At 67.6% G+C, this 16,453-nt stretch carries 12 protein-coding genes; 5 read left to right on the forward strand and 7 right to left on the reverse strand.

The window, feature by feature from the left end; all coding sequences use genetic code 11:
- Positions 1–6 precede the first annotated feature (6 nt).
- From JOF57_RS15195 to JOF57_RS15205, 3 genes are read left to right on the forward strand one after another with little or no spacing between them, the layout of a single operon-like run.
- Positions 7–1,509, forward strand: coding sequence for an ABC transporter permease (locus tag JOF57_RS15195; RefSeq protein WP_307870028.1), 1,503 nt, complete (start codon positions 7–9; stop codon positions 1,507–1,509).
- On the forward strand, positions 1,506–2,561 hold the full coding sequence (locus JOF57_RS15200) for an ABC transporter ATP-binding protein (RefSeq protein WP_209917772.1): 1,056 nt from the start codon (positions 1,506–1,508) through the stop codon (positions 2,559–2,561). Before JOF57_RS15195 ends, JOF57_RS15200 begins: the two co-directional genes overlap by 4 nt.
- Positions 2,558–5,134, forward strand: a complete 2,577-nt coding sequence (locus JOF57_RS15205; RefSeq protein WP_209917774.1) for a non-ribosomal peptide synthetase — start codon at positions 2,558–2,560, stop codon at positions 5,132–5,134. The genes JOF57_RS15200 and JOF57_RS15205 overlap by 4 nt, the downstream gene beginning before the upstream one ends.
- On the opposite strand, the gene JOF57_RS15210 is transcribed toward JOF57_RS15205, so the two are convergent.
- The 7 genes from JOF57_RS15210 to JOF57_RS15240 all read right to left on the reverse strand — a co-directional run bounded on the left by JOF57_RS15210 (position 5,018) and on the right by JOF57_RS15240 (position 14,313).
- Complete coding sequence (locus JOF57_RS15210) at positions 5,018–5,824, reverse strand: acyl-CoA thioesterase (protein WP_209917776.1); 807 nt, start codon at positions 5,822–5,824, stop codon at positions 5,018–5,020. The two genes, JOF57_RS15205 and JOF57_RS15210, sit on opposite strands and share 117 nt — an antisense overlap.
- Positions 5,821–7,050, reverse strand: a complete 1,230-nt coding sequence (locus JOF57_RS15215) for a CoA transferase (protein WP_209917778.1) — start codon at positions 7,048–7,050, stop codon at positions 5,821–5,823. Before JOF57_RS15215 ends, JOF57_RS15210 begins: the two co-directional genes overlap by 4 nt.
- A 13-nt stretch (positions 7,051–7,063) precedes the next feature.
- A complete protein-coding gene (locus JOF57_RS15220; protein WP_209917779.1) occupies positions 7,064–9,217 on the reverse strand; it encodes a thiamine pyrophosphate-dependent enzyme in 2,154 nt (717 codons plus the stop codon).
- Position 9,218: 1 nt separating this feature from the next.
- Positions 9,219–9,992, reverse strand: a complete 774-nt coding sequence (locus JOF57_RS15225) for an HAD-IIA family hydrolase (RefSeq protein WP_209917781.1) — start codon at positions 9,990–9,992, stop codon at positions 9,219–9,221.
- Positions 9,993–10,118: 126 nt separating this feature from the next.
- Complete coding sequence (locus JOF57_RS15230) at positions 10,119–11,315, reverse strand: IS30 family transposase (RefSeq protein ID WP_209914822.1); 1,197 nt, start codon at positions 11,313–11,315, stop codon at positions 10,119–10,121.
- A gap of 96 nt (positions 11,316–11,411) precedes the next feature.
- Positions 11,412–12,797, reverse strand: coding sequence for an aspartate aminotransferase family protein (locus JOF57_RS15235; RefSeq protein ID WP_209917783.1), 1,386 nt, complete (start codon positions 12,795–12,797; stop codon positions 11,412–11,414).
- 13 nt (positions 12,798–12,810) lie between these two features.
- Positions 12,811–14,313: a CoA-acylating methylmalonate-semialdehyde dehydrogenase gene (locus JOF57_RS15240; protein WP_209917785.1), complete on the reverse strand. Its 1,503-nt coding sequence runs from the start codon at positions 14,311–14,313 to the stop codon at positions 12,811–12,813.
- Positions 14,314–14,426: 113 nt separating this feature from the next.
- Here JOF57_RS15240 and JOF57_RS15245 point away from each other — a divergent pair, with 113 nt between their 5' ends.
- Both JOF57_RS15245 and JOF57_RS15250 read left to right on the forward strand, forming a co-directional pair.
- A complete protein-coding gene (locus JOF57_RS15245; protein ID WP_209917787.1) occupies positions 14,427–16,031 on the forward strand; it encodes a PucR family transcriptional regulator in 1,605 nt (534 codons plus the stop codon).
- Between the two features lie 16 nt (positions 16,032–16,047).
- Complete coding sequence (locus tag JOF57_RS15250) at positions 16,048–16,434, forward strand: DUF2237 family protein (protein ID WP_209917789.1); 387 nt, start codon at positions 16,048–16,050, stop codon at positions 16,432–16,434.
- The last annotated feature ends 19 nt before the right edge of the window (positions 16,435–16,453 follow it).

A 16,453-nucleotide genomic window follows, 5' to 3' on the forward strand; every position in this document is an offset into this window, starting at 1 on the left:
GGACCGGTGCTGAGCACCGCGGTGGTCCTGCTGCTGGCCGCCACCTTCATCCCGCTGGGCTACGTCGGCTGGTCGGTGATCACCACCGGCCCGAGCCGGGTGATCGAACTGGTGGTGCGACCCCGCGTCGGAGAGCTACTGCTCAATACCGTGGGCCTGGTCCTGATCACGGTGCCGGTGTGTGTGGTGCTCGGGGTGGGTGCGGCCTGGCTGGTTGAGCGCACCGACCTACCGGGGCGGACGTGGTGGCGGCCGGTGTTCGTTGCGCCGCTGGCGGTACCCGCATTCGTCAACAGCTACGCCTGGGTCAGCGTCGTGCCGTCGCTGCACGGGTTCTCGGCGGGCGTGCTGATTGCAACGCTGTCCTACTTTCCGTTCGTCTATGTGCCCGCGGCGGCCACGTTGCGCCGTATCGATCCCGCGTTGGAGGAATCGGCCCAGGCGCTGGGATCGGGGTCGTCGGGGGTGTTCTTCCGGGTGGTGCTGCCGCAGCTGCGGCTGGCGATCCTGGGCGGCGGCCTGCTGATCGGTGTGCACCTGCTGGCCGAATACGGCGCGTTCGCGATGATCCGCTTCTCGACCTTCACCACCGCGATCTTCGAACAGTTCCAGGCCACGTTCGACGGGGCCGCCGGAGCCACGCTCGCCGCCGTCCTCGTGCTGTTGTGCCTGCTGCTGTTGGTCACCGAGGCCGCGGCCCGCGGTAATGCCCGCTTCGCCCGGGTGGGCTCGGGCGCTCAGCGGGCCACCACCCCAATGCACCTGGGCCGCACGATGGTGCCGGCCACGGCGGGGCTCCTGGTACTGGCGGCCCTGGCATTGGGAGTGCCGTTGTGGACGCTGACACGGTGGTTGTGGATCGGCGGCGCGCAGGTCTGGGAACCTGCGGAGATCGGTACCGCGTTGGTCCAGACCGCCGCGCTGGCCGGCGCGGCCGCGGTTCTGACCACCGTGCTGGCCTTCCCGTTCGCCTGGGTGGCGGTCCGGTACAGCGGCCTGCTGGCCCGCTCGATCGAAGGCGCCAACTTCATCACCAGCTCGATGCCCGGCATCGTCACCGCGCTGGCCCTGGTCACCGTGGCGATCCGCTACGCTCCCCCGCTGTATCAGACTGCGGCCCTGGTGATCTGTGCCTATGTGCTGCTGTTCCTGCCACGCGCGCTGGTCAGCCTGCGCTCGGGCCTGGCGCAGGTGCCGCCGTCGGTGGAAGAGGCCTCACGCTCATTGGGCGCTTCTCCGACACGCACGTTCGTGCGCATCACCCTGCGGCTGACCGCCCCGGCCGCGGCCGCCGGCGCCGCACTGGTATTCGTCGCGGTGGCAACGGAATTGACCGCGACGCTGTTGCTCGCCCCCACCGGCACGCGCACCCTGGCGATGCGGTTCTGGTCGCTGAGCGGCGAGTTGGACTACGCCGCAGCCGCCCCCTACGCGCTGATGCTGATCGCGCTGTCCGTCCCGGTGACCCTGATGCTGTTGCGTCAGTCGACGAAGGTAGCCGCCCTGTGACCGACGCTGCCCTGCAGGTACACGGACTTCGCAAGTCCTTCAACGGCACCCCCGTGCTCGACGGAATCGACCTGACCCTGGCACCGGGAACCATCACCGCCGTCGTCGGCTCCTCCGGATGCGGCAAGACCACGCTGCTGCGGGTGATCGCCGGCTTCGAATCGCCTGACGCCGGCACCGTGACCATCGGCGGACGCGAGATGGCAAGCCCCACAAACACTGTCGCCCCACACCGGCGCGATGTCGGCTACGTGGCGCAGGACGGCGCACTCTTCCCACACCTGACGGTGGCCGAGAACGTCGCCTACGGCCTGCGCGAGCGCGGTACCGCGGCCCGGGCCAGGGTCAGCGAGCTGCTGGACACGGTGTCCCTGGATGCCTCGTTCGCGCAGCGCCGGCCGCATGAGCTCTCCGGCGGCCAGCAACAGCGCGTCGCACTGGCCCGGTCTCTGGCCCGCCGGCCGGTGGTCATGCTGCTCGACGAGCCGTTCAGCGCCCTGGATACCGGGCTGCGCGCGGCCACCCGCAAGTCCGTGGCCCGGGCGTTGTCCGATACCGGGGTCACCACCCTGATCGTGACGCACGACCAGGAGGAGGCGCTCTCGATCTCCGATCAGGTCGCGGTGATGCGTGAGGGCAGGTTCACCCAGGTCGGAACACCCGAGCACGTATACCGCCAACCGGCCGACCGGTTCACCGCCGAGTTCCTCGGGGATTGCATCACGCTGCCCGGCACCGTCACCTCGGGATGGGCCGACAGCGCGCTGGGACGGATACCGGTCCAGGCGGGTGCCGGCGACGGTCCCTGCACACTCATCCTGCGGCCTGAACAGCTTGTCGCCACGGCGATTTCGGACAGTGCCGGTGATGACGCGGCGGCCACCGTGGGGACCGTGATCGCCACCGAGTTCCTCGGGCATGACGTGCTGCTCACCATCGAGCCGCCGGCCGCCGGTGAGCCCATCGTCGTGCGTCAGCACAGCCTCAACCCGCCGGCACGCGACACCAAGGTCCGGATCGACGTGCGGGGCGCCGGGACGGCATTGCCTTGAACCACCTCGTCGAGGCGCTGCGGGCCCACGGTGACCGGATCGCGGTGGTCACCGAAACCCAACAGGTCAGCTACTCGACTCTCGCCGATCTCGTGTCGCACGCCGCGACGGCGCTGGGCCCCGGACGTCGACTCGTTCTTCTCGAGGCGAGCAACGACCTGCACACCCTGGTGCACTACCTGGGCGCGCTCGCGGGCGGCCATGTCGCCCTGCCGGTTCCGGCGGGCGGCGATCACCGCACGATCCTGCAGACGTACTCCCCCGATACCGTCGTCGATGCTGCGGGTATCCGCCACCGGCGCACCGACAGCACGCACCGGTTGCACGACGACCTTGCGCTGCTGATGTCCACCTCGGGCAGCACCGGTTCGCCGAAGCTGGTGCGCCTGTCCTTCACCAACCTGATCAGCAACGCCACCGCGATTGCCGAATACCTTGGGATCACTGAAACCGACCGGGCGGCAACCACCTTGCCACTGTCGTACTGCTACGGACTGTCGGTGGTCAACAGCCACCTGCTGCGCGGCGCGGGCCTGCTCCTCACGGAACGCTCGGTGGTCGACGACGAATTCTGGGAGATGTTCACCCGGTTCCGGGCCACCAGCTTCGCCGGTGTGCCGCATACCTTCGAACTGCTGGACCGCACCGGCTTCGACGCCATGGATCTGCCCCACCTGCGGTACGTCACCCAGGCGGGTGGGCGGATGGCACCCGATCGGGTGCGCCGCTTCGCCGGGCTCGGGCAGCGCCGGGGCTGGCAACTGTTCGTGATGTACGGCGCCACCGAGGCGACCGCCCGGATGGCCTACCTGCCACCGGAATTCGCCCTGTCCCACCCCGAATCCATCGGCCGGCCGATCCCCGGTGGCCGCCTGTCCATTCGCCCCGGCGGTGGGTGGCCCGACGGCACCGGTGAGCTGGTCTACCACGGCGCCAACGTGATGCTCGGGTATGCACAGCGTCCCGAGGATCTGTCGCTGGGTGCCGCGGTGGCGGAATTGCGCACCGGCGACATCGCGCGGTGTACACCCGACGGCCTGTACGAGATCATCGGCCGCAGCACCCGATTCGTGAAGCTGTTCGGCTTGCGCATCGACCTGGACCGCCTGCAAGCCGCCCTCGCCGAACGCGGGGTGACCGTGCTGTGCACCGAGGACGGCGAAACCCTCGCGGTGGCAGCCCTGGACACAGGCAGAACGACCGCCGGCGACGTGCGGCAGTTGATCGCCACCGTGGCCGGCGTGCCGGTCGGTGTGGTGCGGGTGGCGATCGTCCGCGAACTACCCCGGCTGGTCTCGGGCAAGCCCGACTATGCGGCGCTACCCACGCTCGCCGCCGACGTCACCGTCGCCGATACCGCCGGCCTCCGGGGACTGTTCGCCGAAGTTCTGCATGTCCCTGCCGAATCCATCGACCGCGAGGCGAGCTTCGTCGATCTCGGCGGCAACTCGCTGTCCTATGTCGCGATGTCGGTTCGGTTGGAACGCACCCTGGGTGGACTGCCGAAGGATTGGCATCGGATGCCCCTGGTTGAACTCGAGTGCCTTCTCGGGCGCGGCCGCACACCTCGGCCGCGACGGTGGGCGACGGTGGAGACCAGCGTGGCGCTGCGTGCCGCGGCCATCGTGCTCATCGTCGGCTCGCACGCGGAACTGTTCGCATTGTGGGGCGGCGCGCACATCCTGCTCGGGGTGGCCGGGTACAACTTCGGCCGGTTCTGCCTGACGCCGGTGCCGTGGTCGACGCGGTTACACCACCTACGCAACACGATCGCCTGGATCGCGGTGCCCTCGATCACGTGGGTCGCGGTCGCACTGGTCCTCACCGACGACTACCACGCATCGAACCTATTGCTGGCCAACAAGTTTCTCGGGCCGCACGACAGCATGACCGCCGGACGGTTGTGGTTCGTCGAAGTGCTGTTCTGGATTTTGGTGGCGCTGACCGCGGTGTGCGCGTTGCCGGGTGCCGACCGGTGGGAACGACGCCGCCCCTTCGCGTTCGCCGCGGCTTTCCTGGCATTCGGGCTGGTATTGCGTTACGACCTGCCCGGTTTCGGGCTGGGTCGCGAGGCCTGGTTCACGGTGCTGGCGTTCTGGTTCTTCGCGGCGGGGTGGGCGGCGGCCAAGGCCACCGCCACCTGGCAGCGGATCATCGTCACCGCCGTTCTGATGGTCGGAGTGCACGGCTACTTCGGCAACACCGGCCGGGAAACCTTGGTAATGGCAGGGTTTGCGTTGTTGATCTGGCTGCCTACCGTGCGTTGTCCCGCGGTGGTGGCAGCCGGTTGCGGAGTGCTCGCCGAGGCGTCGCTGTACACCTACCTCACGCACTACCAGATCTACCCGCTGTTCGGTGACCACCGGGCGCTCGGTGTGCTGGCCGCACTGGCCTTCGGCGTGGCGCTCACCTATCTCGCCAACGTGACGCGGACCCAGCTGGCTCGGCGAGGAAGATCACGCCGGATCGCGGTCGGCGACCAGCCCCTCCTGCACCAGGGTCGCGGCGATACCGCCGTCTGCACCGATCAGGCTCGACGTGATGAGGCCCCGGCCGCGCGCAGCGGCCGGTGAACGCGACTCCAGCAGATTCCACTCCCCGGCCTGTACCGGCCGGTGAAACCAGATCGACGAGTCGGTGGTGCCACTGCGGTGACTGCGCGAGCGCATGCTGTGCCCGTGCACGGCCAGCGCCGGGTCGATCCCGTACAGGTCGGTGATGTACACCGCGATCAGCGTGTGCACCAACGGATCGTCCGGCAGTTCGGTGGTGACCCGCCACCACATCCGGCGCACGAACTCCTCGCCCGAGCCGTCGTCGGCGATACGGATGTCGAACTCGTCGAGCGGAAGTGACGGCGCCGGGCCGGGTGGGCCGGTGCACGGAAGCACCTCGGGATCGTGCGGCATCGCACCCAGCCCGTGCTCGGGCCCGGCGAGTCCCGTCGCGAACGACACCGTGGCCGTCGTCAGCATGCGGCCGTGCTCGTATGTTTCGACCCGCCGGGCAGAGGCCGTGCGCCCGTCGTACACGCGCTGCACGCGGTGCTCGGCGGCTTCCCCCGCGTCGCCGCCCCGCAGAAACTGAAGATGCATGTTGGTCGGTGACCGGTCATCACCGACGGTGCGGCAGGCGGCGGCCAGGCTCTGCGCGGCCAGCAGACCGCCATAGGCCCGCTTGCCGGTCGGACCGCTGGCCTGCCCGGCGAAGACGTCACCGCCCGCGTGCGCGCGCACGTCCAACAGCTTCAGCAGGGTACTCACCGAGCACCGGTCCCCGTTGCGACGGTTCCTGATTCGATCAGGGCCGCGATCTCGTCGGCACCGAGCCCGAGGTGGTCAGCCAGCACCGCGATGGTGTCGTCGCCGAGTGCGGGCGCGGGCACCGCAGGCGGATACTGCCCGCCGACCGATACCGGCAGACCCGGCGCCAGGTACGTGCCGATACGCGGTTGTTCCAGCGGAGTGAACAGCGGGTTGGCCACGACCCGGTCGTTGACGGCGACCTCGGCGAAGCTGCGGTATCGCTCCCACAGCACCGAGGTGCCCGACAGCGCCGCGCTGACCTCCTCGGCGGTGTGCTCGCTGAACCACAGGGTAAACAATCCGGTCAGGGCGTCGCGGTGGGTGTAGCGCTGCCCTTCGTCGGTGAAGTCGGCTCCGAACGCCTCAGCAAGGGCGGCAACGGCTTTGGTGGTTCCGGTGACTTCGGTGAGGTCACGGAAATGGCGGCCGGTGAGAGCGACGAGCATGAACCCGACGCCGTCGCTGCTGGTGAAGTTCTGCCCGTAGGTGCCGTACAGCGTATTGCCGAGGCGTTCCCGGCCGGTGCCGTTGATCATCACCTCGGTCAGGAATCCGAGATTGCCCGCGGTGGCGAGGGCGACGTTCTCCAGTGGAATGCTGATCCGTGCGCCCTCGCCGCTGGAATCGCGGTGGCGCAGTGCGGCACTGACCGCCAGTGCCACATACAGTCCACAGCTGACATCCCAGGCCGGCAGTACGTGGTTGACCGGGGTGGCCAACTGCGCGGGCCCGGTCACCATGGGGAAGCCCAACCCGGCGTTGACCGTGTAATCGACGCCGGTGCCGCCGTCGGCGCGCCCCGACACCTCGACATGGATCAGGTCGGGACGCAATCCGGACAGCACCTCGTACGAATGCCATTGACGTCCAGCGACATTCGTGATGAGAACGCCGGCCTCGGCGACCAGGCGTTGCACCAGCTGCTGCCCCTCGGGTGAGCGCACATCAGCGGCCACCGAGCGCTTGCCCTTGTTCAGACCGGCCCAGTAGATGCTGTCGCCGCCATCGGTCAGCGGCCAGCGGTGGTAGTCGGCGGCACCCCCGATCGGGTCGACGCGCACCACCTCGGCACCCAACTGGGACAGGGTCATGCCGGCCAGGGGCACAGCTACGAAACTGGAGATCTCGACGATCCGCACCCCGGCCAGCGGGCGGGTCGGGTCCGGCGTTACGGATTCAGCCATGGAAGTCAAGCTATCAAGCCCGTTCACCGACCAGTTTCACCGCGGCTGCCTCGATGGTGTCCTCGGACAACAGCACCTGCAGGGCGGCATCACCGAGCGGGATGAAACTGTCGGCACTGGCCACCCGCTGCACCCGACCGGTGTAGCCGTGATCGGTGAGTTCGGCCAGCACACCCTCCCCCACACCGCCGCTGCGGCGGGTCTCGTCGACGATGAGCACCCGCCCGGTCGCGTCGGCCTCGCGCAGCATGTCCTCGACCGGCAGCGGCGACAACCAGCGCAGATCCACCACCCGGGTGCCGATCCCGGCCTGCTCCAGACGACGGGCCACCCGCAGGCTCAGCCACAGACCGTTGCCGAAGGTCAGGATCGTCAGGTCGTTGCCGTCACCGTAGGTGCGGGCCCGACCGATCTGCACGGGCTGCCCCGGGTAGCGCGCCAGCCATCGCTGATCGCCGTCGGTGTAGAGGTCCCTGGTGTGGTACAACGCGATCGGTTCGAGGAAAACACACACGGCGCCAGCGTCTTTGGCTGCGGCGACACAGGTGTGCAGCATGGCCGCGGCATCGTCGGGCCGGGCCGGGGAGGCGATCACCACCCCGGGTATGTCGCGGATCGCCGCGATCGAGTTGTCGTTGTGGAAGTGACCGCCGAACCCCTTCTGGTACCCGTAGCCCGCGATCCGCACCACCATCGGGTTGCGGTACTGGCGGTTGGAGAAGAACGGCAGCGTGGCGCCCTCGCCGCGGATCTGATCGGCGGCGTTGTGCAGATACGCCAGGTATTGAATCTCCGGGATCGACACCAGTCCCGAAACGCCCGCTCCCAACGCCAGTCCCAGGATGGTCTGTTCGTCGAGCAGGGTGTCGAAAACCCGCGCGGGTCCGGCGGCGGCCTGCAGGCCGCGGGTCACCCCGTAGACCCCGCCTTTGCGGGCGATGTCCTCACCGAAGACGATCACCTCCGGGTGGTCCTGCAGGACGTTCTGCAGCGCCGCGTTGATGGCCAGGGCCAGGGTCAACGGCTCGCCACCAGGCTCGCCCGGGGCGGCGACGGAGACCGCCCTGCCTTCGTCGAGCGTGTCGCGCAGTGGCTGCATGACAGCTGTCGCGCTGTCCAACTGCGGATAGTCGCTGACCTGGCGGGCCAGTTCCATCACCTCGGCGCGCTTGGCCTCATAGCGTTGCACCACCTCGGCCGGCGTCAGAATACCATGGGCCACAAGGAGTTTCGCGGTGTTCACGACCGGATCCCGCTCGTAGTCTGCGAGGATGTCGGCGGGCCGCCGGTAGGCCGGCTCGTAGTCGCTGCCGGCATGACCCATGAGGCGCACCGTCCGCAGATGCAGAAGGGCGGGCTTCCGTTCGCGACGAACCCAATCGGCTGCGGTCCGCGCGGTATCGAAGGCGTCGACGAGGTCGCAGCCGTCGGCGGCGAAGTACCGGAGCCCCTCCCGATCGCCGTAGGCGCGGGCAATCCACCCGTGCGGCGTCGGAGTGCTGATCCCGATGCCGTTGTCCTCACAGACGAAGAGCAGCGGCATCGGCAGACCCTGGTAGGCGGCGTGCAGGGCCGCGTTGACGGCGCCGACGGTCGTCGAGTGATTGGCCGAGGCGTCGCCGAAGCTGCACACCGTGACCGCATCCTCCGGCCACGGGCAGGCCACCCCAAGCTTGCGGGTGCGGGCGATCGAGAAGGCCACCCCGACTGACCGTGGCAGATGTGACGCGATGGTGGAGGTCTGCGGAATGATGTTCAGGTCGTGGCGGCCGAACACCTTGTGCCGTCCGCCGGAGATCGGTTCGGCGGTGGCCGCCACCAGTCCGAGCAGTACGTCACGCAGCGGATCGGAGCCGTCGACCTGCGCAGCGCGGGCCAGGTAGAAGCCGCCCGACCGGTAGTGCAGCAGCGCCGGATCGGTCGGGCGCAGCGTTGCCGCCACCGCGGCGTTGCCCTCATGGCCCGACGATCCGATGGTGTAGTAGCCCTTGCCCTCTGAGCGCAGCCAGCGCGCGGCGAGATCAAGGTGACGGCTGCCGATTTGGGCGTCGAAGAGCGCCAAGGGATTCGGAATACCGAGCGCGGTCGCCGCGCTCTGCCCAGTCAGGGCCGATACCGTCGCAGTGAAGTGCTCATCGATGGCCTCGGTCCCCGAAACTCCGGCCATCTCAGATCAATTCGATGGCTTCGGCGATGGACGGCAGTATGCGGCTGGGCCGGAACGGGTAACGCTCGATATCCTCGACCGACGTCGAACCGGTGAGCACCAGGATGGTGTCCAATCCCGCCTCGATCCCGGCCACCACATCGGTGTCCATCCGGTCGCCCACCATGACAGTGTTCTCCGAGTGCGCCTCGATCCGATTGAGTGCGCTGCGGAACATCATCGGATTGGGTTTGCCGACGAAGTAGGGGTCACGCCCGGTGGCCTTGGTGATCATCGCGGCCACCGACCCGGTCGCGGGCAGCGGCCCCTCTGCCGACGGGCCGCTGACGTCAGGGTTGGTGGCGATGAACCGGGCACCGCCGAGGATCAGCCGGACGGCTTTGGTGATCGCCTCAAACGAATAGGTCCGGGTCTCCCCCAGCACCACGTAGTCCGGCGCGATGTCGGTCAGGGTGTAACCGGCCTCGTGCAGCGCGGTGGTCAGCCCGGCCTCACCGATCACATAGGCCGACCCACCCGGCAGCTGATCGTCCAGGAATGCCGCCGTCGCCAGGGCCGACGTCCAGATCGACGCTTCTGGCACGATCAGCCCCGAACGCGCCAGGCGGGCGGCCAGGTCGCGCGGTGTGAAGATCGAGTTGTTGGTCAGCACCAGGAATGGCCGTTTCTTGTCGGCCAGAGTCTGCAGGAATTCGGCGGCGCCCGGCAGCGCATGTTCCTCGCGCACCAGGACGCCGTCCATGTCGGTTAGCCAGCACTGGGCAGGTGAACGCACTCGTCCAGTGTCCCAATTCGCGCTACGGATCAGGGCTCAACCGGGCAATAGCGGTGTAAAACGCACACCGAGACTGCACTCAGGGACAGATTTTCCGCTCGAAGTCAAGTGGTTAGTGCAACGCGGTTAGGCAGCTTGATCGAGGAGAGTGGCCAAACGTTGGGCTGGGGTGTCGAAGTCCAGGGTGGGTCGGGGTCGGGTGTTGAGTTTGTCTTGGACTCCTTTGAGGTCGGCTTTGGTGTAGCCGGACAGGTCGGTGCCCTTTTCGAACCAGAACCGCAGCAGCCGGTTGGTGTTCTCGTTACTGCCCCGCTGCCAGGGTGAATGAGGATCGCAGAAGTAGACCGGCGCTTGCAGTGCCAGGCTGATGTCGTGCCAGCGGGCCATCTCGCTGCCGCGATCCCAGGTGATCGTGCGACGTAGGTGAGCAGGCAGCTCGTTCATCGCCTCGATCATCGCGGTGGCCACCGAATCGGCGGTGTGATCGTGCGGTAGGTGCAGCAAGATGGTGAATCGGGTGCTGCGCTCGACCAGGGTCCCGATTGCGCTGCCACCTGCGGCGCCCAGGATCAGGTCACCTTCCCAATGCCCGGGCACGGCACGGTCATCCACCACGGCGGGCCGCTGGCTGATGGTGATCACATCGCTGAACTTCCCGCGTCGCTCGGTACTGCCCCGGGGCTTGCGAGCGGCGCGTTTAGTCGACAAGCACTTGTTCAGATCGGCGCGTAGCTGGCCGCGGCCTTGCACGTAGAGGCACTTGTAGATGGTTTCGTGGCTCACCCGTGTCAGCCTGTCATCGGGATGGTCACGAGCCAACATCTCGGCGATCAGTTTCGGGCTCCACCCGTCATCCATCCAGGTTTCGATGGCGGCGCACACCCGGGTGTCGTTGAGCTTGAACTCTTTGGGCCGCTTGGCTTTCTGACTAGCTCTGGCATGAGCCAACCCTGCGTGATAGTCCCCGGCCGCAGTGCGATTGCGCCGGATCTCGCGTGAGATGACGCTGGGATCGCGATCGAGCTGGCGGGCAATCTCAGCCTGTGGGTGTCGTTGATCGAGCCCCCGCATGATCAGGACGCGTTCGTCGTAGCTCAGCCGGTGACCACGTCCGCCGGCACGGGTGAGGTCACCAGGTTCGGCCAACCCGAGATCACCTTTGCCAATTCGCAGCCTCATACCGCCAGCCTTACGCCACCACGCCCGCCCGACATTGCGTGACACACCGAGTTGACGTTCGGCCTCCAGCACCGACATCCCGGCACACACCAGATCAAAAAACTGCCGCTTCAACCACCACGGCGCCCGATAACCAGTCGGCATTGCAACCCCCACATTGACGGATGTTGCATTGACCGTATGAATCTGCCCCGCGATTCTTGTCCCTGAGCACAGTCTCGGAGAAGGTGGCCGGAAAGATCAGTTGGTGTACTGATCGGCGACGTCGAACGCCTTGTCCAGGATCGCCAGACCCTCGCGCGCTTCCTCCTCCGTGACGTTGCACGGCGGCACCACATGGATGCGGTTGTAGTTGGCGAACGGCAGCAGGCCGTTGGCCTTGCAGGCACTGACCACGGCGCCCATCGCCGGGCTGGTGCCACCGTAGGGTGCCAACGGTTCGCGGGTCTGCTGATCGGCGACCAGCTCGACGGCCCAGAACACACCCGCACCGCGGACCTCGCCGATGCTGCGGTGCTTGGCCGCCAACTCCGCCAGGCCGGGCGCGATCACCTCGGACCCGATCTTGGCCGCGTTCTCGACCATGCCTTCGTCGGCCATCGCGTTGATGGTCGCGACGGCGGCCGCGGTGGCCAGCGGGTGCCCGGAGTAGGTCAGCCCGCCCGGGTAGGGCCGATGCGCGAACGTCTCATAGATGGCCGGGCTGATCGCCACACCACCGAGCGGCACATATCCGGAGTTGACGCCCTTGGCGAAGGTGAGCAGGTCCGGCACCACGTCGAAGTGGTCGATGGAGAACCACTTTCCGCTGCGCCCGAATCCGGCCATGACCTCGTCGGCGATGAACACGATGCCGTAGCGGTCGCAGATCTCCCGCACCCCGGTCATGTATCCGGGCGGGGGCACCATGATGCCGGCAGTACCCGGAATCGACTCCAGGATGATCGCAGCGATGGTGGCCGGGCCCTCCATCTGGATCAGCTTGTCGAGGTACTCCAGCGCGCGCTGGGATTCCTGTTCCTCGGTCTCGGCGTGGAACGACGAGCGATACAGAAACGGTCCGTTGAAGTGCACGGTGCCGGCGTTTCCGTAGTCGTTGGACCAGCGCCGCGGGTCACCGGTCAGGTTGACCGCGGTGTCGGTGCCACCGTGGTAGGAGCGGTACCGCGACAGCACCTTGTAGCGGCCGGTGTGCAGGCGGGCCATCCGGACCGCATGCTCCACCGCGTCGGCACCGGCGTTGGTGAAGAACACCTTGTTCAGGTCACCGGGGGTGCGCTCGGCGACCAGCCGGGCCGCCTCCGAGCGAGCCGCGTTGGCGTACTGCGGGGCCACCGTGCACAGCTTGGCGGCCTGCTCGGCAATGGCGGCCACGACCTTGGGGTGCTGGTGACCGATATTGGTATTGACCAGCTGGGAGGAGAAGTCCAGGAGGCGGTTGCCGTCGCCGTCCCACACGTACGAGCCCTGCGCGGCGGTGATCGTCATCGGCGAGATTTCCTCCTGCGCCGACCAGGAATGGAACACGTGTGCGCGGTCGAGTTCATAGGCCCGCGCGGCCTCGGCCTTCGCCGCCTCGACGGTCAATCCGTTGGGCAGCGCGGCGGACTCTTCAACAACAGTCATGGGTGCGATTCTCTCACTTGTTCTCGGGGAACCCGAGGTTGATGCCCCCATGGCTGGGGTCCAGCCAGCGGGTGGTGATGGCCTTGGTCCTGGTGAAGAAGTGCACGCCTTCGGCGCCGTGCGCATGGCTGTCACCGAACAGCGACGCCTTCCAACCGCCAAAACTGAAGTAGGACATCGGAACGGGAATCGGCACGTTGATGCCGACCATGCCGACCTCGACCTCGTTCTGGAAACGCCGCGCCGCGCCACCGTCATTGGTGAAGATCGCGGTGCCGTTGCCGTAGGGATTGTTGTTGATCAACGCAAGAGCATCGTCGTAGGTCTCGACCCGCAGCACCGACAGCACCGGACCGAAGATCTCATCGGTGTAGACACTCATCTCCGGCGTGACGTTGTCGAGCAGCGTCGGGCCCAGCCAGAAACCGCCGGGGTCCCGTTGGCCGGCCCCGTCCAGCACGGTGCGACCGTCGAGCACGACCTTGGCGCCGTCGACCTCGCCGGCGTCGATGTAGGAAGCCACCTTGTCGCGGTGGGCCTTGGTGACCAGCGGCCCCATGTCCGAATCCTGGGTTCCGTCACCGGTTTTGATGGTGGTGGCGCGCTCGGCGATCTTGGCGACCAGATCGTCGGCGATGGGGCCGACGGCCACCGCGGCCGAAATCGCCATGCAACGCTCACCCGCAGAACCGAAACCGGCGTTGACCATCGCATCGGCGGCCAGATCCAGGTCGGCATCGGGCAGGATCACGGCGTGGTTCTTGGCCCCGCCCAGCGCCTGCACCCGCTTGCCCGCCGCAGTGCCGGTGGCGTAGACGTACTGCGCGATCGGGGTGGAGCCGACGAAGGAGATCGCCTTGATCTTCGGGTTGGTCAACAGCTCGTCGACCGCGGTCTTGTCACCCTGCAGCACGTTGAACACACCGTCGGGCAGGCCCGCCTCGGCCCACAACCGGGCCATCCACAGCGAGGCGCTCGGATCCTTCTCCGACGGTTTGAGCACCACGGTGTTGCCCGCGGCGATGGCGATCGGGAAGAACCACATCGGCACCATGGCCGGGAAGTTGAACGGCGAGATGACGCCGACGGGGCCCAGCGGCTGCAGCACGGAGTGCACATCCACGTTCGTGGAGGCGTTCTCGGTGAACCCGCCCTTGAGCAGATTCGGGATGCCGCAAGCGAACTCGACGACCTCCAGGCCCCGGCTCACCTCACCGAGGGCATCGGAGAGCACCTTGCCGTGCTCAGCGGTGATGAGCGCGGCCAGCTCCTCCTTGCGGGCGTTGAGCAACTCCCGGTACGCGAACAGCACCGAAGTGCGCTTGGCCAGCGATGTGTCACGCCAAGCCGGGAACGCCGCCACGGCGGCGTCGATCACCGCACGAGCATCATCCACGCTGGCCAGCGCAACCTCACCGGTCACCGCACCAGTGGCCGGGTTGGTCACCGGGGCCGTGGCGGTCGACGTCCCGGCGAAGATCTTGCCGTCGCGCCAGTGCTGGATGACATTGCTCATGGGGGTCCGAACCTTCCTGCGGCATGGGGTGTGGCTACCACTCTGAGCCAGGATCAATACCGTTGGAGCCATCAGTCTGTAAAGCAGAACGCCTACTTCAATACACTTTGTCAATGATCCCGACCGTGCGTGACGTCATCGAGCTCCCGGTGGTGCAGGCCGGCGAGCCCGCGGTGCTCAGCGCGCAACAACTGGATCGGCCGGTGCGCTGGGTTCACGTCAGCGACATGCCCGACCTCGCTGGCCTGCTGCAGGGCGGCGAGCTGGTGCTCACCACCGGTGCTGCCCTGCGCGAGGCACCGCGTGACTACCTCGACCGGATGCAGCGAGCCGGCGTCGTCGGCGTGGTGGTGGAACTGGGCACCCGCATCGAGTCCCTTCCCGAGAGGGTCGGCGAGATCGCCCAAACCCTCGGTCTCGCGCTCGTGGTGCTGCATCGGGAGACCAAGTTCGTCGAGGTCACCGAGGCGGTGCACCGGCTCATCGTGGCCGACCAGTATGAGGAACTCGAGTTCGCCCACCGCACCCACAAGACCTTCACCGAGTTGAGCATGAAGCGCCCGTCGATGGCGGACATCGTGCGCGCAGCGGCCGAGATGATCGACGAATCGGTGGTACTCGAGGACTTGTCCCGCCAGGTGCTGGCGATCTCGCCCCGCAATGAACCGGCCACTGCCGTACTCGCCGACTGGCAACGCCGATCCCGCGCGATGACCGAACCGTGGACCACCACCGCCGTGGGCCCGCGCACCGAGGAATGGGGCCGGCTCATCGTCCCGCACTCCCCGACCGCCCCGGCCAAGACCACGATGGTCCTGGAACGCGCCGCTCAGGCACTCGCCCTGCACCGCATGGCCGAACGCGGCCGGTCCGGCCTAGAGCAGCAGGCCCAGAGCGGACTGATCGACGACGTGCTGGGCGGTCGGACCGCCGACGACCGCGAGGCCGATGCCCGGGCCCTGTCCCTCGGCCTGCGGGCCGCCACGACCTATCTTCCGGCCACCGTCCGGGTAGGTGCGCCGCCCGACCGACTCGACCCCGTCGGCATGCAGCGACGAAACATCCGCATCCTGGATGCGGTCACCCACAGCGTGAAATCCCAAGGGCACAGCGCGATCTGCTCGATCCGGCGGGACGGCGAAATCGGGTTGGTCCTGGCATTGAACCCCCGGCGCGGAGTCAACGCCGACGCCGCGCTGAGCCGCCTGGCGGAGGGCTGGCGTGACGCGATCGCCCGCGGCGGTGACGCCGACAAGGTCGTCGTCGCAGTCGGCGGTAACGCTGGCGGGTTCGCCGATGCGGTGCATGGACTTCGCGAATCCGCTCACGTCGCCGAGGTCGCGGCGTCGATGCCGGACCTTCCGCGTCCGTTCGTGCGGGCCTCCGACGTCCGCCTGCGCGGGTTGATCACCCTGCTGCTCGACGATCCGCGAGTCCAGATGTTCGCCGAAACCGAACTCAAGACCCTGCTGATCCACGACGCGGCCCACGGCAGCGACGACGTGGAAGTGCTGCGTGGCTACCTGGAACTCGCAGGCAACAAGTCCGCGCTGGCCAAACGCCTGCACATGAGCCGCCCGGCCCTCTACAGCCGGCTGGCCTCGATCGAACGCCGGCTCGGGGTCAACCTCGACGACGGCGAATCGATGACCTCTCTGCACGTGGCGCTGCTGGTGCTCGACGCGCAACACCGCGCAACCCCGGAGACGCCACGCTGAGCCCCATACTTGTTTGATGGCTGATCGCAACGTGCTGGGCGGCGCACTTCAGGAGTGCGGCACCGAACCGCTCACGGGCTTCTACCGCGACGGATGCTGCTCGACCGGGGAGGCGGACCAGGGGTGGCACACCATCTGCGCCGTGGTCACCGCAGAGTTCCTCGAACACCAGCAGTCGATCGGCAACGATCTGTCGACGCCGGCACCACAGTTCCGGTTCCCGGGCCTGATGCCCGGAGACCGGTGGTGTGTCACCGCCGTCAACTGGTTGCGGGCGCACCACGACGGCAAAGCCGCCCCCGTGGTCCTGGCCGCCACCCATGAACGCACGCTGAACCTGGTGCCCCTCGACGTGCTTCAGCAATATGCCGTCGATGTGCCCGACGACCTGGGCAGCCTCTGACGCTCCGTAGGCTCGGGAC

Origin of the sequence: Mycolicibacterium lutetiense, assembly GCF_017876775.1 — a bacterium.
In the GTDB taxonomy this organism is placed as follows: domain Bacteria; phylum Actinomycetota; class Actinomycetes; order Mycobacteriales; family Mycobacteriaceae; genus Mycobacterium; species Mycobacterium lutetiense.